Annotated in this window: 25 protein-coding genes and 2 pseudogenes; all 27 read left to right on the plus strand. The window is 32.4% G+C overall.

Features of this window, described 5'->3' with window-relative positions; all coding sequences use genetic code 11:
* Positions 1–2 precede the first annotated feature (2 nt).
* The 27 genes and pseudogenes from JCM14822_RS00370 to JCM14822_RS00480 all read left to right on the plus strand — a co-directional run bounded on the left by JCM14822_RS00370 (position 3) and on the right by JCM14822_RS00480 (position 19,638).
* Positions 3–794, plus strand: a complete 792-nt coding sequence (locus JCM14822_RS00370) for a flagellar hook assembly protein FlgD (RefSeq protein WP_054738617.1) — start codon at positions 3–5, stop codon at positions 792–794.
* Between the two features lie 27 nt (positions 795–821).
* Positions 822–2,123: a flagellar hook protein FlgE gene (locus JCM14822_RS00375; RefSeq protein ID WP_054738619.1), complete on the plus strand. Its 1,302-nt coding sequence runs from the start codon at positions 822–824 to the stop codon at positions 2,121–2,123.
* Between the two features lie 13 nt (positions 2,124–2,136).
* Positions 2,137–2,331, plus strand: coding sequence for a flagellar FlbD family protein (locus tag JCM14822_RS00380; protein ID WP_054738621.1), 195 nt, complete (start codon positions 2,137–2,139; stop codon positions 2,329–2,331).
* A gap of 10 nt (positions 2,332–2,341) precedes the next feature.
* The gene (locus JCM14822_RS22950; protein WP_306307268.1) at positions 2,342–2,815 is read left to right on the plus strand and encodes a motility protein A; all 474 of its coding nucleotides are present in this window, start codon (positions 2,342–2,344) and stop codon (positions 2,813–2,815) included.
* Positions 2,785–3,126 carry a motility protein A gene (locus tag JCM14822_RS22955; RefSeq protein WP_306307269.1) on the plus strand — a complete coding sequence of 114 codons (342 nt, stop codon included), beginning with the start codon at positions 2,785–2,787 and terminating at the stop codon, positions 3,124–3,126. The genes JCM14822_RS22950 and JCM14822_RS22955 overlap by 31 nt, the downstream gene beginning before the upstream one ends.
* A 14-nt stretch (positions 3,127–3,140) precedes the next feature.
* Positions 3,141–3,650 (plus strand): flagellar motor protein MotB, encoded by a 510-nt coding sequence (locus JCM14822_RS00390; RefSeq protein WP_054738622.1) that lies wholly within the window; start codon positions 3,141–3,143, stop codon positions 3,648–3,650.
* Positions 3,651–3,672: 22 nt separating this feature from the next.
* Positions 3,673–3,789: pseudogene (locus JCM14822_RS24705) on the plus strand (hypothetical protein); the annotation flags it as partial.
* A gap of 429 nt (positions 3,790–4,218) precedes the next feature.
* Positions 4,219–4,380 (plus strand): annotated as a pseudogene (locus JCM14822_RS18900) (flagellar basal body-associated FliL family protein); the annotation flags it as partial.
* Positions 4,381–4,424: 44 nt separating this feature from the next.
* Complete coding sequence (gene fliM / locus JCM14822_RS00395; RefSeq protein ID WP_054738624.1) at positions 4,425–5,411, plus strand: flagellar motor switch protein FliM; 987 nt, start codon at positions 4,425–4,427, stop codon at positions 5,409–5,411.
* A complete protein-coding gene (gene fliY, locus JCM14822_RS00400; RefSeq protein ID WP_054738626.1) occupies positions 5,411–6,430 on the plus strand; it encodes a flagellar motor switch phosphatase FliY in 1,020 nt (339 codons plus the stop codon). Before fliM ends, fliY begins: the two co-directional genes overlap by 1 nt.
* The gene (gene fliN, locus JCM14822_RS22960) at positions 6,393–6,608 is read left to right on the plus strand and encodes a flagellar motor switch protein FliN (protein WP_054738628.1); all 216 of its coding nucleotides are present in this window, start codon (positions 6,393–6,395) and stop codon (positions 6,606–6,608) included. The genes fliY and fliN overlap by 38 nt, the downstream gene beginning before the upstream one ends.
* A 16-nt stretch (positions 6,609–6,624) precedes the next feature.
* Complete coding sequence (locus tag JCM14822_RS00410; RefSeq protein WP_054738630.1) at positions 6,625–6,987, plus strand: response regulator; 363 nt, start codon at positions 6,625–6,627, stop codon at positions 6,985–6,987.
* A 163-nt stretch (positions 6,988–7,150) separates the two neighbouring features.
* Positions 7,151–7,501, plus strand: a complete 351-nt coding sequence (locus JCM14822_RS00415) for a flagellar biosynthetic protein FliO (RefSeq protein ID WP_054738632.1) — start codon at positions 7,151–7,153, stop codon at positions 7,499–7,501.
* Between the two features lie 52 nt (positions 7,502–7,553).
* Positions 7,554–8,276 carry a flagellar type III secretion system pore protein FliP gene (fliP, locus tag JCM14822_RS00420; protein ID WP_242861357.1) on the plus strand — a complete coding sequence of 241 codons (723 nt, stop codon included), beginning with the start codon at positions 7,554–7,556 and terminating at the stop codon, positions 8,274–8,276.
* 9 nt (positions 8,277–8,285) lie between these two features.
* Entirely contained in the window at positions 8,286–8,549 is a 264-nt protein-coding gene (gene fliQ, locus JCM14822_RS00425) for a flagellar biosynthesis protein FliQ (RefSeq protein ID WP_054738638.1), read from the plus strand.
* An 11-nt stretch (positions 8,550–8,560) separates the two neighbouring features.
* Complete coding sequence (locus JCM14822_RS00430) at positions 8,561–9,346, plus strand: flagellar biosynthetic protein FliR (RefSeq protein WP_054738641.1); 786 nt, start codon at positions 8,561–8,563, stop codon at positions 9,344–9,346.
* Positions 9,343–10,005: an EscU/YscU/HrcU family type III secretion system export apparatus switch protein gene (locus JCM14822_RS22350; protein WP_278287148.1), complete on the plus strand. Its 663-nt coding sequence runs from the start codon at positions 9,343–9,345 to the stop codon at positions 10,003–10,005. Before JCM14822_RS00430 ends, JCM14822_RS22350 begins: the two co-directional genes overlap by 4 nt.
* Positions 9,974–10,453 (plus strand): EscU/YscU/HrcU family type III secretion system export apparatus switch protein, encoded by a 480-nt coding sequence (locus tag JCM14822_RS22355; RefSeq protein ID WP_278287149.1) that lies wholly within the window; start codon positions 9,974–9,976, stop codon positions 10,451–10,453. The genes JCM14822_RS22350 and JCM14822_RS22355 overlap by 32 nt, the downstream gene beginning before the upstream one ends.
* Before the next feature lie 11 nt (positions 10,454–10,464).
* Positions 10,465–12,504 carry a flagellar biosynthesis protein FlhA gene (gene flhA / locus JCM14822_RS00440; RefSeq protein ID WP_054738643.1) on the plus strand — a complete coding sequence of 680 codons (2,040 nt, stop codon included), beginning with the start codon at positions 10,465–10,467 and terminating at the stop codon, positions 12,502–12,504.
* Positions 12,501–13,637: a flagellar biosynthesis protein FlhF gene (gene flhF / locus JCM14822_RS00445; protein ID WP_054738645.1), complete on the plus strand. Its 1,137-nt coding sequence runs from the start codon at positions 12,501–12,503 to the stop codon at positions 13,635–13,637. Before flhA ends, flhF begins: the two co-directional genes overlap by 4 nt.
* Positions 13,630–14,508 (plus strand): MinD/ParA family protein, encoded by an 879-nt coding sequence (locus tag JCM14822_RS00450; protein ID WP_054738647.1) that lies wholly within the window; start codon positions 13,630–13,632, stop codon positions 14,506–14,508. Before flhF ends, JCM14822_RS00450 begins: the two co-directional genes overlap by 8 nt.
* Before the next feature lie 105 nt (positions 14,509–14,613).
* The gene (locus JCM14822_RS00455; RefSeq protein ID WP_054738649.1) at positions 14,614–15,234 is read left to right on the plus strand and encodes a CheB methylesterase domain-containing protein; all 621 of its coding nucleotides are present in this window, start codon (positions 14,614–14,616) and stop codon (positions 15,232–15,234) included.
* 1 nt (position 15,235) lies between these two features.
* Positions 15,236–17,275: a chemotaxis protein CheA gene (locus JCM14822_RS00460; protein ID WP_054738651.1), complete on the plus strand. Its 2,040-nt coding sequence runs from the start codon at positions 15,236–15,238 to the stop codon at positions 17,273–17,275.
* Between the two features lie 11 nt (positions 17,276–17,286).
* Positions 17,287–17,736 (plus strand): chemotaxis protein CheW, encoded by a 450-nt coding sequence (locus JCM14822_RS00465; RefSeq protein WP_054738654.1) that lies wholly within the window; start codon positions 17,287–17,289, stop codon positions 17,734–17,736.
* 17 nt (positions 17,737–17,753) lie between these two features.
* Positions 17,754–18,377, plus strand: coding sequence for a chemotaxis protein CheC (locus tag JCM14822_RS00470; protein ID WP_054738656.1), 624 nt, complete (start codon positions 17,754–17,756; stop codon positions 18,375–18,377).
* Positions 18,374–18,865, plus strand: coding sequence for a chemotaxis protein CheD (locus JCM14822_RS00475; protein ID WP_054738658.1), 492 nt, complete (start codon positions 18,374–18,376; stop codon positions 18,863–18,865). Before JCM14822_RS00470 ends, JCM14822_RS00475 begins: the two co-directional genes overlap by 4 nt.
* A 23-nt stretch (positions 18,866–18,888) precedes the next feature.
* Entirely contained in the window at positions 18,889–19,638 is a 750-nt protein-coding gene (locus JCM14822_RS00480) for a FliA/WhiG family RNA polymerase sigma factor (RefSeq protein ID WP_054738661.1), read from the plus strand.
* Positions 19,639–19,648: the final 10 nt, after the last annotated feature.

Below are 19,648 nucleotides of genomic sequence, written 5' to 3' on the forward strand. Positions count from 1 at the left end.
CTATGAGTATAGTTAATTCAGTAGTTGCTGCAGATAGTGATTATTTAAAATTACAAGAAGCTACAAAGACGCAAAGTGAAATGGACAAAGATGCTTTTATTAATCTACTAGTAACACAAATGAAATATCAAGATCCAATGGAACCAATGGAAAATACTGAGATGCTTGCACAACTTGCACAATTTACAGCACTTGAACAAATGCTTAATGTAGCACAAACTAATCAAAAGCAACTCGCTAATAGCATGATTGGTAAGTATGTAGAGTATCAATATATAGATAGTATATCAAATCAAACAACTGATGAAGTTGGTAAAGTAGATTATGTAAAACTTTCAGGGGATACACCAATTCTTGGAATAGGTGATAAAGAGATAGAACTGGATAAAGTATATCAGGTTGTAGATACAAACAATATCCAAACAAGTTCAACAGCCTTTGATGTTATTGATAAGACAATTCAAGCTAAATATGCTGAAAAAGGTACAGACGGTAAAGATGTAGAATCTGTCATTGAAGGAAAAGTACTTAGTGTAGAAATGGATAAAAATGAACCTTACGTAATCATTGGAACTGGTGATAAATCAGTTAAAATTCCATTCAAAAATAGTCAAGGTATTATACAGACACCAAGTATTACTGGAAGACAGATTACAGCAACTACCGTTGATAGTAATGGTAATAGTGAAACAGTATCTGGTGAAGCTGAATATATTAAGATTACATCTGCTGGTACAGAAATATATGTAAATGGAAAATTTGTAAACTTTACGGATATTAAAACAGTTAAATAGATAGAGTTTTAGAGGAGGTAGATCATTATGATGAGATCAATGTTTTCTGGTGTATCAGGACTTAAGGTACATCAAACAAAAATGGACGTTATTGGTAACAATATTGCCAATGTAAATACAGTAGGATATAAGTCACAACGTGTAACATTTAGTGACGTGTTCTCACAAACACTTCAAGGGGCAAGTTCCGCTAGCGATGATACAGGTCGTGGAGGACTTAATCCAATGCAAGTTGGTTTAGGTGTAAAAGTTTCTTCAATTGATATGCTTATGACACAAGGGGCAGCACAGAGAACGGACAATCCATTTGACCTTATGATTAATGGATCTGGGTTTATCGTTGTTGGTGATGCAACAGGGCAATACTTTACACGTGCTGGTGCATTAAGACAGGATGACGAAGGTAACCTAACAATTGCAAATGGGATGAGGGTACAGGGATGGCCTTCAGTATATAATGAGAAAACAAATAAGTATGAAATTTCTCAACAAGAGGTAAGTTCAATTAACTTAGCAGATCCAACAATCAAAAATTCAAAACCAAGTATGACAACTAAAACACAACTTTCAGGGAATATTTGTAATACTGCCGACGCAGCAACTACAACAATCAGATTTTATGATAGTGTAGGAAATCCATATACATTAGATATGCATTTCAAAAAAGCAGAAGGTGCACAAAATCAATGGAATATAGAGTTAGGCACAACAATTAAAGATTCAGCAGGTAATGAAATAAAACTTGCTAAGGCGCCTACACTTGCAGAAGGAACAAGTATTACGTTTACACCTAATGGTTCATTAGATAGTGATAAAGGACATTTAGCACTTAAATTTGGTGATGGAAATAATAGTGATAATGGAGGAGCTACTTTACTAGAAACGACTGGATCAACAATTAGTGATTTAGATATTGATATTTCTGGTCTTACACAATATGCAGTACAAACAGATATTGATCCTAAAACATTAAATGGTAATGCAGCAGGTACGCTTACAGGATATAGTGTTGGTAGTGATGGTATTATTACAGCATCATATAATAATGGAGATAAACGTTCTATTGCACAAGTAGTAGTTGCTGAATTTGATAATCCAGAAGGTCTTGAAAAAGCTGGTGAAAACTTATATACAACAACAACGAACTCAGGTGATTTTGATGGTGTTGGTAAAGCTGGTATATTTAATACAGGTGTATTAGAAATGTCTAATGTAGACCTCTCAAGTGAATTTACAGATATGATTATTACGCAAAGAGGATTCCAAGCAAACTCAAGAATTATTTCTGTATCAGATGAGATGTTACAAGAACTAACTCAACTTAAATAATTAGGAGCAGAATATGGTTATACTTACTAAGTTAAATACGCAGAACTTTGCACTTAACTCAGATTTAATAGAGACAATAGAAGAAACACCAGACACTGTAATTACAATGACAAATGGCAACAAATATGTGGTGAAAGAAACAACTCAGGAAGTGATAAACAAAATTATAAACTACAAAAGGCAGATATCACTTCCTGTAGAAAGTTAGGAGTGGAAAGATGGATATTTCAACAATAGTAGGGTTAGCAGTAGGGGCGTTCTGTATGGTCTTCGGGGTTATACAGACAGGAACAAGCTTAATGAGTTTCGTAGATCCAGGTTCTATCTTAATTGTAATTGGTGGAACAGTTGCCGGATTACTTATTTCTAATCCATTACCTAAATTTATAGAAGGATTAAAAACAATCAAATATACATTTTCAAATCAAGAATCAGACCCAGTGCATGTTATTAAAAAAATCAATGAACTTGCTCTTGCAGCAAGAAAAGAAGGATTACTAGCACTTGAAGAAATTGCACAAAGTATGGATGATGCGTTTTTACAAAAAGGTATTATGCTTATTGTCGATGGAACAGATGCTGAATTACTTCGTAGCATTATGGAAACAGAGATTGCATTTGTTGAAACAAGACATAAGGATAATCAAAGTTCTGGGATGCCATGGCAGAAGCAGCTCCAGGTTGGGGAATGATTGGTACACTTATCGGTCTTATTGGGATGTTAGGAGCTCTCGATGACCCTACGGCAATCGGGCCTAAAATGGGGGTTGCGTTAATCACAACTTTATATGGTTCAATGATTGCCAACTATATAGCAGGACCAGTTGCAAGTAAGCTTAAAGTAAGAAGTGCAGAAGAAATCTTACATAAACAAGTTATGATTGAAGGATTACTTTCAATACAAGCTGGGGAAAACCCACGGGTAATTGAAGAAAAATTAAAAGCCTTCTTGGCACCATCAAATCGTGGGGCAATTAGTGAAGAAACTGCTAAAGAAGAGTAAGGTGGTGAATCTAGATGAAAAAGAAGGAAGATGAACCTAAGAAAGGTGCACCCGCCTATATGAATACATATGGAGATATGATGACATTGCTCCTGACTTTCTTTGTATTACTTTTCTCAATGTCTACAATTGATGCTGCAAAATTCAAAGCAGTTATTGCTTCCTTTGAAGGATCAATTGGGATATTAGATGGAGCAGATACAATTAGTGAAAGTGCTAATATATTAGGGAATGGTGTTAGTCAGTTTCCGGGTTCAAGTGATCGCTCAACTTTAGAACAAGAAGCTAAGTTAGAGGCAGAACTTGAGAAAGCAAAAGAAGATTTACAAGAGTTCACAAGCAATGCGAATATAGACGATCAACTTGTAGTTGAAAGAAATGGTGATGAAGTTATTATTCGATTTGCAGATACAGTACTTTTTGAAAGTGGAAAAGCAGAAATTAAAGCAGGTGCTATTCAAACTTTAGATACTTTATCTTCTAAATTAAAAGAATATAGAAGATGGTTATTCATTAAGATTTGAGGGGCATACAGATAATGTACCAATTCATACAGCATATTTCCCAAGTAACTTTGAACTATCAAGTGCAAGGGCATCAGCAGTAGCAAGATTCTATATTGAAGAAAGAAGCTTTAGTCCAGAAAAGATTTCGATAGAAGGTATGTCAGAGTATCATCCTATTGCAGATAATAAGACAGAAGAAGGCAGAAGTAAAAATAGACGTGTAGAGATAAAGATTGGTAAATCATTGACAGCAAGGTAGAAAGGCATGGATATACTTAGAAAATAAATTTAAAATATTTGGAATAGTTGGTTTTGTTGTTTTAGGGCTAGGAATAGCGGGAACTACATTTTTTGTTTTAACCCAACTGAATAAAGATCTTAAAGAAGTAATTAAAGTACAAGAAGATGAATTAAAAAAATAAATCTTGCAAAAGTTGAATTAGCTGACGCTATTACAAGTAATGTATATGGTGAAGACAATATGTAGCATATTGCTAGAATTAGTGTAAGTTTAGGTGTAGATTAATCTGACAAAAAAGGTTATGAAGCCTTTTCAGTATTATATACTGAAAACGTAGCACTTGTTAGAAATGAAATTATACAAGTTATACGTGAACAAACATATAGTATGATGTCAAAAGCTGATGCACAAGTAAAGCTTGGTAGTGAAATCATAAATAGACTTAATAAGCTTTTAGATACAGAGCTTATTAAAGAAGTTTATTTTAAAGATTTCTTTGTCCAATAAATAGCAGTGTAAGAAACAACTCAGATAAAAGGAGGTGACACGACGTGGGTGAAGTATTGTCACAAAGCGAAATAGATGAACTATTTAAAGCACTTAATACAGGAGAGCTGAGTGTAAATGAAATCCAAGAAGCTAATGAACAAAAAGGTGTAAAAGTATATGACTTTGCGAGACCTTCTAAATTCTCTAAAGAGCAGCTTAGAACATTAGAAATTATATTTGAAAGTTATGCAAGGCTTGTTTCTACTTACTTATCAGGACATCTAAGAACGCTTGTATCAGTTGAAGTAATGAATGCCGAGGCAGTTACATATTCAGAATTCTCTAATGCCTTAATTAACCCCGTCATTTTAGCCATTACAGATTTTAAACCACTTAAAGGGTCGGTTATATTAGAGCTTACACCTAATATGGGTTATGCAATTATTGATCGAGTACTAGGTGGAAGCGGTGTAGGAATTGAGAAAATTCGAGAATTCACAGATATTGAACGTGTTATCTTAGAGAAGATATTTGTTCAGTTCGTACAATTATTAAGAGAACCTTGGCAAAATGTAGTAGAACTTGACCCTATATTGGAAAAGATTGAAACAAACTCTCAAGTTGTACAAATTATATCACCTAATGAAATCATTGCCCTTGTAACACTTAATATAAAAATAGGGAATGTAGCTGGTATGATGAATATATGTATTCCACATTTAGTGATTGAATCTATCATGGATAAGCTCAATACAAAGTATTGGTTTACACAAAAAGAGCAAGAACTTGGGCCTTCATATGAAGAGTATATCGAAAAGATGATTGAGAGAAGTAAGGTTCCTGTGAAAGCAGTATTAGGAAAAACACATATTACAGTAAGAGAGTTTCTTGAACTTAAGTGTACAGATATTGTGAAGCTAGATAGAGATATTGATTCAGATCTTGATATTTATGTAGGGAATATATTGAAATTCTCAGGTACACCAGGAGAATATAAAAATAAAGTAGCAATTAAAATAAACGAGGTAATACAGAGGGAGGATGAGTAATGGTAGCCGAAATGCTTTCCCAAGAAGAAATCAATGCATTATTAGGAAATATGGATTCAGACCCTTCTAATGATGCAGTAGATGCAACTGAAGAAATAATAGCCCCAACTGAAGAAACATTAAGCCCAGAAGAAATTGATGCCTTAGGTGAGATTGGGAATATTAGTATGGGAACAGCTGCAACAACGCTGTTTACATTATTAAATCATAAGGTTTTAATTACAACACCTAAAGTAGAGGTTTTAAGTTGGGATAACTTTGTAGAAACATTTACAAATGATTTAACAGCAGTTTCTGTAGATTATACAGAAGGGTTTATTGGTTCTAACTTAATGATTTTAAAAGATAACGATGTAAAAGTTATCGCAGACTTAATGATGGGAGGAACAGGGGCTTATGTAGAAGGGCCTGTAACAGACTTACATTTAAGTGCAATTGCAGAATCTATGAATCAAATGATTGGTTCATCTTCTACATCAATGGCACAGATTTTCAATAAGAAAATTGACATTAGTCCACCACAAGCTGTTAGAAAAGGAACAGATTTAGAGAGCATATTTGGACCTAAAGGAAACGTTGTAAAAGTATCTTTTAGACTTCAAATAGAAGAAAATATTATTGATAGTGAATTAATGCAAATCCATCCAATTGGTTTTGCAAAAAATCTTATTGCAGGATTATTAGAAGAAGAAAATAATAATGCTTCAGCAGCAGTAGTACCACAATCAGAACCACAAATACAAGCAGAGCCAGCAGTAGTGCAGCCTGCGCCACAACAAGTGGCACCAACACCAGTAGCACCACAGATGCAAGGAGCACCAGTTTACAATCAAGTGCCACCTATGCAAGCAAGGACCAAGTTATTATGGAGAAAGCGCTGTAAGAGCCGATGTAGATGTACAAACACCACAATTCCAAAGCTTCGATACACGTCCGAAAGCATATCCAAAAGAAAATATGGATATTTTAATGGATGTTTCATTGGAAGTATCAGTAGAACTTGGACGTACATCACGTAAGATTAAAGAAATTTTAGAATTTGGACCTGGTAGTATTATTGAACTTAATCGTTTAGTAGGAGAACCAGTAGATGTACTTGTTAATGGTAAATTTGTTGCAAATGGCGAAGTTGTTGTAATTGACGAGAACTTTGGTATTCGTATTACAGATATAATTAATCCAGATCAAAGAATTTAAGGAGAGGTGTAAGAATATGGCAAAGAGTGTATTAATAGTTGATGATGCAGCATTTATGCGTATGATGATTAAAGATATTTTAAGTAAAAATGGATATGATGTAGCTGGAGAAGCTGAGAATGGCTTGAAAGCTGTAGACAAATATAAAGAACTTACTCCAGATTTAGTACTCATGGATATTACAATGCCAGAAATGAATGGTATTGATGCTGTAAAAGCGATTAAAGGATTTGATCCAGCAGCTAAAATTGTAATGTGTTCAGCAATGGGACAACAAGCAATGGTTATTGAATCTATTCAAGCAGGAGCTAGAGATTTTATTGTTAAACCATTCCAAGCTGACCGTGTACTTGAAGCGGTTAGAAAAGTTGTTGGCTAGATATAAACATGTAACTAAGTGTATATTGCATGTTTAAAAGAAAATAAAAATGTGTAATATGTTTAGGTGTTTGAAGTATTAGTGGTAAGCCTTAGGGCTACCACTAATACTTATATATACAGAATTAAATCATTATGAGGATGTATCTAAACTGGAGGTTAAGATGATAAAAGACATAATTGAAATTATAATGCTCCTTATAATATTTGGTGGGGTATTACTACTTACATATTATGTGACACAGAAGATGGCTATGATGAGTAAGCAAATGAATTTTAATAAAAATATGGAAATTGTAGAAGTACTTCAAGTAGGAGTAGGAAACCATATTTATATTATTAAAATAGGAGAGTCATATCATCTTTTTACAGGCGGGCAAAAACAAGGGCTTAGCTATTGTAAACAAATTGATGAAAAAGAGCTTCAGCTTAGTGAAATAGCACCTGTGTCTTTTGCAGAGCAACTTAGTCATTTTGTGAAAGGTAAAAAGGTGGAAAAATATGACCAAGAATAAATATAAAATAAAAAATATAATACTTATAAGTTGTTTAATGGTGGTATGTTTTATGCTATTAAGTTCGAACCTTTTTGCAACGAGTATTACTTTTCCAAGTGTAACGATTGGTGGAGAAAGTGCTAGTGATGTTGAATCAACAAGTAGTGTATTACAGATGGTATTTGTACTTACTATTTTAGCATTAGCACCATCTATTTTAATAATGATGACTTCTTTTCTTAGAATTATTATTTCTCTTCATTTTCTAAGATCAGCAATTGGGACGACAACAATGCCACCTAATCAGATATTAGTAGGACTTGCGCTATTTTTAACATTTTTTGTAATGAGTCCTGTTTTCTCAAATATAAAAACTAATGCCATAGATCCATATCAAAATCATGAAATTACACAAGAACAAGCTATAGAAAAAGGTGTAGAACCTTTAAAAGAATTTATGCTTAATCAAGTGCGTGATGAAGATATTAAACTATTTATGGATTTATCGGGAAGAGAGCCTATCTCAGATAGTAGTCAAATATTAAAAGAATTACCTTTATACGTTTTAGTACCTGCATTTGTTATTAGTGAATTACGTGCTGGGTTCATAATAGGATTTTTGATTTATTTACCATTTATTGTAATAGATATGGTTGTCTCATCTACATTAATGTCCATGGGGATGATGATGTTACCGCCTGCTATGATTTCTTTGCCATTTAAGGTGTTACTATTTGTTTTAGTAGATGGTTGGAATTTAATAATAGGACAGATTTTAAAGACATTTAGTTAGGAGGAGACTATGGAACAACTTGTTTTAGATATTATGAGAGAAACGATGTTGATGATTATTAAGGCGTCACTTCCGTTGTTATTAACAGGTTTGGTAATTGGTTTGGTTATTAGTATTTTTCAAACCGCGACTTCAATTCAAGAACAAACATTATCATTTGTACCTAAAATAATAGGTGTATTCGTAGCAAGCATTTTGTTTGGACCTTGGATTATCAACATATTGCAAACCTATACAATTAGGATGTTCAGTCTCTTCAGTACATTGTTATAAGGAATGAGAGCATGGAAGAATTAATGTATTTATATACGCATATTGACGTGTTTTTATTTATATTTTGCCGCATTATATGTGCTATTACATTTTTACCAATTATAACAGAAACAAGAGTGCCACTTAAGGCTATAAGCGGTATGTCGGTTTGTTTAGCACTTGTTACGGTACTTACAATTGGCGAAGTAACTATTACCTATAATGAAACACTTTTAGGTTTTACATTGGCTGTACTTAAAGAAGTGTTTGTAGGTCTTATTATAGGATTTTCATTTCATATATATTTTCAAATTTATAGTTTTGTAGCAAGTTTATGGAGTACACAAGGTGGACTTTCCATGAGTACTGTAATGGATCCAACAAGTAATACACAAGTTCCTGCATTAGGTAAAATATATCAGTTAGCATTTGTAGTATTATTTATAACAAGTGGAGGTTATCATTGGTTTATACAAATGGTTGTAGAATCCTTTAAAGTTATACCACTTAATCAAGCTATATTTAGTGAAAGTATTACGTATACAATTATAGGAGCGGTTACTGAATATTTCTTAATTGGTTTCAAATTAGCTATTCCAATATTAAGCGTGCTTATTATTATTGACTGTGGTCTTGGAATACTAGCTAGAACTGTTCCACAAATGAATATGTTTGTAATTGGTATTCCACTTAAAATGTTAATTCTATTTGGATTAATTATTATTACACTTAATTTATTACCAACGTTTAATAGAATGATTACCGATGGACTTACAAATACAATTATGAATTTAATACAAGGAATGATGCCACAGTGAATGAACAGTTAATTACTTTAAATCTGCAGTTCTTTTCAGCAGAAAGTGAAGGTAGAACTGAAAAGGCTACTACTAAAAAAAGAGAAGACTCTCGAAAAAAGGGACAAGTTGCTAAAAGTAATGATTTAAATACAGCAATTATAATCGTTGGATTTTGTGGTGCCATGACAGTACTAGCTAGTTATATGAATAAACAAATATTGAAGTATATGAAAGATAGCTTCTTACATTTAAACAATAACTTACAAATACAAAATGAAAGATATTTGCTATTAAATATTAATCAAGGCATTAAATCACTTTTAATTATTTCGTTGCCATTATGGTTTATTCTTGTATTAACTGCTTTTTTGATTAGTTATATTCAAGTTGGATTTAAAGTAACTTGGGAACCCATGCAGCCTAAATTTTCAAAAATGAATCCTATGAATGGCTTTAAGAAAATGTTTTCAAAGGATACAATAGTTACTTTATTAATTGCATCCGCTAAAGTAAGTGTTTTAGGGACAATTGTTTATAAAATAATTATTTCTAAGGTACCTTTATTTTTAAGTTTTTATAATATGAGTGTGAATCAAATTTTCACCAATATTGGTAAGACAATTTTAAATATAGGATTTTTTACAGGTGGGGCATTTTTTAGTTCTTGCAGTACTTGACTATGCATATCAACGTTATAAACATGAAGAGAGTATTAAGATGACAAAGCAAGAAGTAAAAGAAGAGTATAAAAATGCTGAAGGGGATCCACAAATTAAGGGTAAGATTAGACAAAAGATGCGAGAAGGTTCTATGAGACGTATGATGCAGGCAGTACCGGATGCAGATGTCATTATTACCAACCCAACTCACTTTGCTATTGCAATTAAATATGATCCAGACAAAGGAAGAGCACCGGTTGTTGTTGCAAAAGGGGTAGACTATGTAGCGCAAAAAATTAAAGAAAAAGCAAAAGAGTGTAATATACAAATTGTAGAGAATAAACCTTTAGCAAGATCACTGTATTATACAGTGGATTTAGATAGAGAGATTCCACCAGAATTATATGGGGCAGTAGCAGAAGTCTTAGCCTTTGTATATAATTTGGAAAACAAACATAAAAAATAGGAGGGGTTAAAGTGAAATTTAAATCGGGAGACGCAATACTAGGGCTATTTGTTATTGCAATTATATTCTTAATTATTATTCCGCTACCGGATACTATTTTAAGTATCTTACTTATTTTAAATATTTCCATAGCAGCTATGATTTTGATGAGTGCGCTTTTCTCAAAAGAACCTCTTGATTTATCATTGTTTCCAACATTGTTACTTTTAACAACATTGTTTAGACTAGGTCTAAATATTGCAAGTACAAAATTGATTTTACAAAATGGTGATGCAGGAAAAGTTGTACAGACCTTTGGTGAATTCGTTGCAGGTGGGAAACTTGTAATCGGGATTATTATTTTCATCATTATTACAATTGTAAATATGCAAGTTATCACAAAAGGTTCTGAACGTGTAGCTGAAGTAACAGCACGTTTCACATTAGATGCAATGCCTGGTAAACAAATGGCTATTGATGCTGACTTAAATACAGGTTTTATTGATGAAGCAGAAGCTAAAAAAAGAAGAAAAAAAATTCAAGATGAAGCAGCTTTCTTTGGTTCTATGGATGGGGCTTCTAAATTCGTAAAAAATGATGCAGTTGTTGGTATTTTTATTACATTGGTTAATATTATTGCAGGTATTATTATTGGTGTTGTAATGAAGCAAATGGAATTTACAGATGCACTTCAAAAATATACAGTTATGACTGTTGGAGATGGACTTGTAAGTGCTATTCCATCACTGCTTATTTCTATTGCTACAGGTATTTTGGTAACTAAGACAGCTTCTGAAGATAGCATGAGTAATGTGATTCTTGGTCAAATTGCTTATTCACCAGTTGTACTTTATGTAGTAGGTATTGTCTTAATAATTTTTGGTTTACTTACACCAATGGGAGCACTTACAACTTTACCAATGGCAGCAATATGGTTCTTCTTAGCATATCGCATGAGTAAACTTAGTAAGGTACAAGCAGTAGAAGAAGAATTAGCATCAGAGGATGAAGAAGTTGGCGAAATTCGTAAGCCAGAAAATGTTATTTCATTATTACAAGTAGACCCTATTGAATTAGAATTTGGTTATGGAATGATTCCACTGGCGGATGTTAATCAAGGTGGAGATTTATTAGATCGTGTCGTTATGATTAGACGACAAATTGCGTTAGAGTTAGGAAGTATCGTACCAATTGTACGTTTAAGAGATAATATTCAATTACCACCAAATGCTTATAGTATTAAGATTAAAGGAATTGAAGTAGCTAAAGGTGAGATATTATTTGACCACTATATGGCTATGAATCCAGGATATGTAGAAGAAGAGATTGATGGTATTGCTACAACAGAACCAGCTTTCGGACTTCCAGCATTATGGATTACAGAAGCACAACGTGAGAAAGCGGAGATGAGAGGGTATACAGTTGTAGACTGTCCATCTATTGTTGCAACACATTTAACAGAAGTTATTAAACGTTACTTACATGAACTTTTAAATCGACAAGATGTTCAAACATTAATTAATAATGTTAATGAAACACATCCAACACTTATTAGTGAATTAACCCCTAAACTTTTAAGTATAGGGGATATTCAAAAAGTACTTGCAAATTTACTACAAGAAGGTGTATCTATTAGAGACCTTGTAACGATTTGTGAAGTGCTGGCAGATTATGCAACATCTATTAAAGATACGGATGTATTAACAGAATATGTAAGACAAGGATTAGCACGTGCAATTTCTAAGCGTGTATTTGGTGCGGGGACGAACAAGGTTATTACATTAGATCCTGCTATTGAGCAACAAATTATGGAGCACGTGCAACATACTGAACAAGGTGCTTACATTGCATTAGATCCAAAAACAATTCAAGTTATTGTTAATCAACTTAAGAAAGAAATTAATAAATTAACATCTATTGGACTTCAACCTATTATATTAACTTCACCAATTGTAAGAATTTACTTTAAGCAGTTAACAATGCAATATATACCTGATTTAACAGTTATTTCTTATAATGAAGTGGAACAAAATGTGGAAGTTCAATCAATAGGAATGGTGAGCATTGTATGAGAATACTAAAAATTAAAGGAAAAGATGAAAAAATAATTTTAAATCAAATAGAGAAGCAATATGGTGATAAAGTAGTTGTTTTAAGTACACAAAAAGAAGCAGTAGGGCGTTTTAAATTATTTAAAACCCCTAAAACTGTAATAACTATTGCTGTGAAAGATGAAGAATATGATCTATCTGTTCATGAAAATTTAGAAAGAATTAAAAATGTTCCTAATATCCAAAAAGAGGATAATAAAGAGAGCAATGAAGCTGTTAAAATGCTTTTAGATTTAAATGAGCATATTAAGAATATGGAAATGACTTTACAAAATCTACAAAATCAAGCAGCTCCAAATAGAAAAATAATAGAATCTAGTTCAAACAATGTATTAGCATATTTAAAAGAAAAAATGATTGGAATAGGTATTAAACAACCTATATGTGAATGGATGTTGGATTCAGTTGCTGAGGAAAATAATGCAGAAGAGATTATTAAAATTATTCATATAAAGATTGAAGAGTTGTTAACTAATCATAAAGCAGATGAAGAATTGCCACAAACTGTATTTTTTATCGGTTCTACAGGGGTTGGAAAAACAACAACAATTGCTAAGTTGACAGCGCAATATGTGTTAGAAAAACATAAAAAAGTAGTGCTATTTACATCGGATACATATCGTATTGCAGCAATTGAACAACTTAAAACATATGCGGACATTTTGGGTGTACCAATAGAAATTATTTATGATGAGCAAGATATACCAGAGCTTCTAAAAAAATGGCAGCATGTAGATTATATTTTTATTGATACTGCTGGACGTTCTCATAAAAATGTGGAACAAGTAAATGAACTTTTAAGTCTATTAAAAAGTGTTACAGAAAAGAGAGTATTTTTAGTTGTTAATGCTAATACAGCTACAACAGATGTCATGAATGTTATTGATACTTATGGGGAAGTACAAAATGATGTAGAACTTATCATTACAAAATTAGATGAAACAGATGAGATTGGAAATATATTAAATATCCAAAGTTATGCACAACGTCCAATTAAGTATATTACAATCGGGCAAAATGTACCGGCAGATATTAAACTTTTCACTCATGAAGAATACATAGCTGACTTACTAGGGAGAGTACAATATGAATGATCAAGCACAAGTATTAAGAACTTTAATGGCTAATAACGGAAATGGTGATATATTTTCAAAAAATAGTAATATGAAAGTTATTACAGTAGCAAGTGGAAAAGGTGGTGTGGGTAAAAGTAATTTTAGTGTTAATCTAGCACTGGCATTGAAGGAACTTGGTAAGAAGCCGCTTATTCTAGATGCAGATTTTGGACTTGCAAATGTAGAAATTATATTGGGTGAGAGACCTAAATATAATCTTTCTCATGTATTAAATGAACAATGTAGTATGCAAGAAATTGTAACAGAAAGTAAATATGGTGTTTCATTTATTTCAGGAGGTTCAGGTATTAAAGACATGATGTTTTTGACACCTACACAAATTGATAAAGTGGGAAGAGGAATAGCTTCTTTAGAAGAAATGAGTGATTTGTTAGTAGTAGATACAGGAGCAGGAATTAATGAAATTGTACTTAAGTTTTGTAGATTAGCACAAGATGTGTACATTATTATTACACCAGAACCAACTTCTATTACGGATGGCTATGCACTTATTAAAACAATTGCAAATCAAATGACAGAGCATGTGCGAGTTAATATTATTGTAAATAAGGCTGCTTCAAGACAAGAAGCTGTACAAGTTTTTAATAATCTTCAAAGTGTTGCTAAGGCTTTCTTAAAATTAGAAATACAATATGCAGGTTTTATTCCATATGATGAAAAACTATTTATGGCAGGTAAGAATCAAGTGCCAATAGCTATATATGATCAAAGAGCAAAATCTAGTGTGGCATATAGAGAAATTGCAAAACAAATTTGTGATGTAAAAGAGTCAGATGAAGGGGAAAAAAGAAATTTATTAAATAAATTTAAAAGTTTATTTTCACATTAGCTGTAAAATGTTAACAAAAAATGCATAACATTATGGAATGCATAAAAATAAATAGTTAAAAGGTTTATAGTAATAGTATACTCCGAATTATAGGAGATTGATTAGATGAGTACTGATATAAATCACAGAGCAGTGTATAAAGAAGAATATGAGTATATTGTTGCAATGGGCATTTCAACTGGTGGGCCGAAGCTTTTAAGTCAGATTATACAAACTTTAGACGAAAGCGTATCAGCCACATATATTGTTGTACAACATATGCCACCGGGATTTACTAAAACGCTTGCTGAAAGGTTAAACACAATGACGAAGCTTACAGTAAAAGAAGCGGTAGATAATGAGATGCTAAAACGAGGCGTAGTTTATATTGCACCAGGAGGAAAACAGCTTAAGATTAATGATGCAGATAACCCTTATATTATGATTACTGATGAAGCACCATATAAAGGACATAGACCAGCTGTGAATATTATGATGAATGCGTTAGCACAGTTAAAACGGTGTCGTAAAAAATATATTGCCATTATTATGACAGGTATGGGCTCCGATGGGTTAGAAGGTATTATGAATCTAAAGAAGAATAAAACCTGTACAGTAATTGCACAGGATGAAGCAACTTGTACAGTGTATGGCATGCCAAAGGCGGTTATAAATGCAGGATTAGCAGATTATATATGTCCAGGTTATGAGATTACTAAAATAATTAAAAAGATAGCGGGGGATTAAAATGGAAGTTAGTCAATATTTAAATATGTTTATCGAGGAATCAAAAGATAACTTACAAAGATTAAATGAGAATTTATTAAAGTTAGAGAACAACCCAGATGATATTCAAATTTTAAATGAAATTTTTAGGGTTGCACATACATTAAAAGGTATGGCTGGAACAATGGGATTTGTAAGAATGCAAAAACTAACACATAATATTGAAAATGTACTTTCAGATATTCGTTCAGGAAGTATTAAAATCAATTCAGACATGGTAGATACATTATTTATGTGTTTAGATGCATTAGAAAATTATGTTGAAGAAATTGTGAATACATCAAGTGAAGGAACAGATGACCACAATGACTTAATTGAGAATTTAGCTGAGATTATTAAAAGTAAGGGTGAAGTAACACACACAGAAACACCAGTAGTAGATCAGGAAACAAAAGAAGAAAAGACAGCTGGTAATTTAATTGAATTACCAGATACACAAAAACTTGTAAAAAATAATGCAATTGAAATGGGAATGAACGTATTCCAAATTAAAGTAGATTTATCCCCAAATTGTGTATTAAAATCAGCGAGAGCATTTGTTATTTTTACAGATTTAGAACGTTTTGGTGAAATTATTCATTGTATTCCAAGTACACAAGATATCGAAGATGAAAAATTTGAAAATGACTTTACAGTTGTAGTTGTAACTAAAGAAATAAAAGAAAAGCTTGAACAAGTTATTATGAGTGTTTCTGAAGTAGAAGGTGTAACAATTGAAGCGTTTGCAAAAGATCATGATGCTAAAATTGAAGAAGTAGCTCTTAAAAAAGAAGAGCAAGCAGAAGCTCATCCAACAGCGTCAGTAACGCCAGCGAATTCTGAAACAAATAATAGTAGTAATAACAAGCAAGTATCAAATAAAACTGTAAGAGTTAATATTGATCGTTTAGACACATTAATGAATTTAGTAAGTGAGCTTATTATTGTTAAAACACAATTAGAAGGTTTAAATGTAACTTCTCAAGATGCAAATACAAATTATAATGATTCAGTGGAGTATTTAGAGCGTGTAACAACAAATTTACATGATGCAGTTATGAAAGTACGAATGGTACCAGTTGAAATTGTATTCAATCGTTTCCCACGTATGATTCGTGATATTTCTCGTAAATTAGGCAAGGACATTGATCTTGTAATGTCAGGTGAAGAAACAGAACTTGACCGTACAGTAATTGATGAAATTGGTGATCCACTTATTCATTTACTTAGAAATGCAGCAGACCATGGTCTTGAAACAATTGAAGAACGTGCTACTATTGGTAAACCTAGAAAAGGAACAATCAAGTTACAGGCATATCAGGATGGAAATAGTGTAGTTATTGAAGTTGAAGATGATGGTAAAGGTATTAACGTTCAAGCCATTAAAAATAAAGCTGTTCAAAAAGGTACTATTACAAAAGAAGAAGCTGATGCTATGAATGAGCAAGAAGCTCTCGACTTATTATTTAGACCAAGCTTCAGCACAGCGGAGAAAATATCAGATCTTTCAGGACGTGGTGTAGGCTTAGATGTAGTAAAAAGTAAAATTACAGAACTTGGTGGACATGTTGAAGTTCAAACAGAACTCGGAAAGGGAAGTAAGTTTATTGTAAGATTACCACTTACACTCGCAATTATTCAAGCACTTATGATTAGTATCGGTGATGAAAAATACGCTATTCCACTTAGTAACATTCAAAATATTGAAGATGTGCGTAAAGAAGATATTAAACTTGTTCAAAATCAAGAAGTTATTATGGTACGTAATGAGATTATACCAATTGTGAGATTACATAGTGTACTTGGTTTACCAGAACAAGAAGATAAAGATTTAATGATGGGTGTTATTGTTAAAAAAGGTGAGAGACAAGTAGGATTTATTATTGATTCATTAATTGGTCAACAAGAAATCGTTATTAAATCATTAGGAAAATATTTAAGTGGTATTGATATTATTGCAGGTGCAACAATCTTAGGTAATGGTGAAGTTGCATTAATTTTAGATATTAATTCATTAATCTAGGGGTGAAGTAAATGGAAAATACAGTAGATAGCATGACACAATATATTGTGTTTAGATTAGATGAGCAATCATATGGGATTGATATTCAAAATGTCCAAACGATTGAAAGAATGAAAGCAGTTATGCGTGTACCCAAAGCACCATATTGTGTAAAAGGTGTAATGAATCTTAGGGGAGAAATTATTCCAGTTGTAAGTTTAAGAGATCAATTTGGTCTTGAAAAGATTGATTATACAGATAAAACAAGAATTATCATTGTGAAAATTGAAGATGCAATGGTAGGAATTATTGTAGATGAAGTAAAAGAAGTTATTGAAATTGAAGAAACAGAAGTTGAAAATGTTCAAAATATCCAAGGAAAGATAAAAACAAGCCATATATTAGGTGTTGGTAAAGTAGTTGATAACATTGTCACATTATTAAACTTACCTAATATTATTGAAGAAGCTTTCGACAACTAATAGATTGGGGGGAGAAAATGGGGGAAAGACAATATCAGGATATTACTGATGAAGAGGTTGATATTTTAAGAGAGGCAGGTAGTATTGCTTCTGGTAATGCCATGACGTCATTAGGCAAACTATTAGGATGTACCCTTGACATGAATGTGGCAAGGGTACGTATTGAACAAATCCAAGAATTAAGTGAAGTATTGGGTGATGCAGAAGAAGTTATTGCAGGAATGATTATTAATGTATATGGCGATTTCAATGCCATGCTACTTCTTGCACTAGAGACTGAAAGCGCACTAAAAGTTATTAATTTAATGCTAGGAAGAGAGAAGACAAATATAGAAGCATTAGATGAGTTGGATTGTTCAGTACTTTGTGAAACAGGTAATATTCTAGCAGGTTCTTATTTAAGCGCATTAAATACATTTACTGGCCTAGCATTTGATGTGTCTACACCACAGATGGCAATCGATATGGCAGGTGCCATTTTGAGTTATCCGGCTATTGAGTTTGTGCGAAATGATAATACAATGTTATTTATAGAAACAGCCTTTCATGATAAAAATGATGTACTGAGTGGAACATACATCTTAATCTTAGATAATGATTCGTATAATAAGATTATCGATACATTAGGAGCTAACATATGAGTGAAGGGAAAATAATTAAAGTAGGAATGGCAGATTTAAAGGTAGCAAAGGCACCAGATATCTTGACAACATTAGGTTTAGGGTCATGTGTAGGAATAGCATTATATGATAGTGTCAATAAAATAGGTGGGCTTGCTCATATTATGTTGCCAGATAGTACACAGATTAAAAGCAATAGTAATGTAGCAAAATTTGCGGATACTGCGATAGAAGAGCTTATCGAACAAATGATAAATATTGGTGCAAGAAATACACGGTTAGTAGCTAAAATAGCAGGTGGTGCCCATATGTTTGAGTTTAAAAATATGGATGATGTAATGCGCATAGGGACAAGAAATGTAAATGCAGTAACAGAACGTTTGAAGAGTTTTCGTGTTCCTATAGTAGCAAGTGATACTGGCAGCAATTATGGGCGAACAGTAGAACTACATACAGAAACAGGAGTGTTTGTTGTAAAAACCATAGGGCATGGCGTAAAAGAAATATAGGTAGAGACAATGGGGGTTCTTATATGGATAAAAGAGAAATAGACGCTATTTGGTTAAAATATAGTAAAACAAGAGATGAAAAAGCAAAAACAGTAATTATTGAAAATTATGTTTACCTTGTAAAATTAGTTGCGGGTAGACTGGGAATATATCTTAATCAATATGTAGATTTAGATGATTTAGTAGGGTATGGCATATTAGGGCTTATAGATGCAATTGATAAATTTGATTTAAATAAAAATGTTAAATTTGAAACATATGCTTCCTTAAGAATTAGAGGTGCTATTTTAGATGCAATTCGTAAGTTGGATTGGGTACCAAGAACTTTAAGAAAGAAGCAAAAAGAATTAGATAAAGTATATGTAGAACTTGAAACAAAGTTAGGTAGAAGACCAGAAGATGTAGAAGTAGCATCTTTTTTAGGCATTTCTTTAGATGAATATAATGAACTCTTAAAAGATGTTAATATTAGTGCATTAGTTTCAATTGATGAATATACGTTCCAATTTGAAACAATTAAAGATCCGAAGGCACCATTACCAGATGATTATGTAGAAGATAAAGAAATGAAGGAAACACTTGCAGAACTTATTGAAAAGTTACCAGAAAGAGAAAGAAAAGTTATTTTTTTGTATTATTTTGAAGAACTTACATTAAAGGAAATTAGTAAAGTACTCGAGGTATCAGAATCTAGAGTGTCACAACTTCATACAAAAGCGGTGTCTAGATTAAGAGCAAGTCTTAGAAAATATAATATGATATTACCACTTTAATATAGAAAAG

Origin of the sequence: Cellulosilyticum ruminicola JCM 14822, from assembly GCF_001311925.1 — a bacterium.
Lineage (GTDB): Bacteria > Bacillota > Clostridia > Lachnospirales > Cellulosilyticaceae > Cellulosilyticum > Cellulosilyticum ruminicola.

Bases quoted from the DNA above. Each gene is read 5' to 3' on its own strand.
- fliP (WP_242861357.1), top strand. From the start codon at position 7,554: ATGCTATTAAGTTCGAACCTTTTTGCAACGAGTATTACTTTTCCAAGT.
- JCM14822_RS00475 (WP_054738658.1), top strand. From the start codon at position 18,374: ATGAGTGAAGGGAAAATAATTAAAGTAGGAATGGCAGATTTAAAGGTA.
- JCM14822_RS22955 (WP_306307269.1), top strand. From the start codon at position 2,785: ATGGCAGAAGCAGCTCCAGGTTGGGGAATGATTGGTACACTTATCGGT.
- fliY (WP_054738626.1), top strand. From the start codon at position 5,411: ATGGTAGCCGAAATGCTTTCCCAAGAAGAAATCAATGCATTATTAGGA.
- JCM14822_RS00450 (WP_054738647.1), top strand. From the start codon at position 13,630: ATGAATGATCAAGCACAAGTATTAAGAACTTTAATGGCTAATAACGGA.
- JCM14822_RS00480 (WP_054738661.1), top strand. From the start codon at position 18,889: ATGGATAAAAGAGAAATAGACGCTATTTGGTTAAAATATAGTAAAACA.
- JCM14822_RS00455 (WP_054738649.1), top strand. From the start codon at position 14,614: ATGAGTACTGATATAAATCACAGAGCAGTGTATAAAGAAGAATATGAG.
- JCM14822_RS00470 (WP_054738656.1), top strand. From the start codon at position 17,754: ATGGGGGAAAGACAATATCAGGATATTACTGATGAAGAGGTTGATATT.
- JCM14822_RS00430 (WP_054738641.1), top strand. From the start codon at position 8,561: ATGGAAGAATTAATGTATTTATATACGCATATTGACGTGTTTTTATTT.
- JCM14822_RS00415 (WP_054738632.1), top strand. From the start codon at position 7,151: ATGATAAAAGACATAATTGAAATTATAATGCTCCTTATAATATTTGGT.
- JCM14822_RS00375 (WP_054738619.1), top strand. From the start codon at position 822: ATGATGAGATCAATGTTTTCTGGTGTATCAGGACTTAAGGTACATCAA.
- JCM14822_RS00460 (WP_054738651.1), top strand. From the start codon at position 15,236: ATGGAAGTTAGTCAATATTTAAATATGTTTATCGAGGAATCAAAAGAT.
- JCM14822_RS00465 (WP_054738654.1), top strand. From the start codon at position 17,287: ATGGAAAATACAGTAGATAGCATGACACAATATATTGTGTTTAGATTA.
- fliQ (WP_054738638.1), top strand. From the start codon at position 8,286: ATGGAACAACTTGTTTTAGATATTATGAGAGAAACGATGTTGATGATT.
- JCM14822_RS00380 (WP_054738621.1), top strand. From the start codon at position 2,137: ATGGTTATACTTACTAAGTTAAATACGCAGAACTTTGCACTTAACTCA.
- JCM14822_RS00390 (WP_054738622.1), top strand. From the start codon at position 3,141: ATGAAAAAGAAGGAAGATGAACCTAAGAAAGGTGCACCCGCCTATATG.
- JCM14822_RS22950 (WP_306307268.1), top strand. From the start codon at position 2,342: ATGGATATTTCAACAATAGTAGGGTTAGCAGTAGGGGCGTTCTGTATG.
- JCM14822_RS00410 (WP_054738630.1), top strand. From the start codon at position 6,625: ATGGCAAAGAGTGTATTAATAGTTGATGATGCAGCATTTATGCGTATG.
- JCM14822_RS00370 (WP_054738617.1), top strand. From the start codon at position 3: ATGAGTATAGTTAATTCAGTAGTTGCTGCAGATAGTGATTATTTAAAA.
- flhF (WP_054738645.1), top strand. From the start codon at position 12,501: ATGAGAATACTAAAAATTAAAGGAAAAGATGAAAAAATAATTTTAAAT.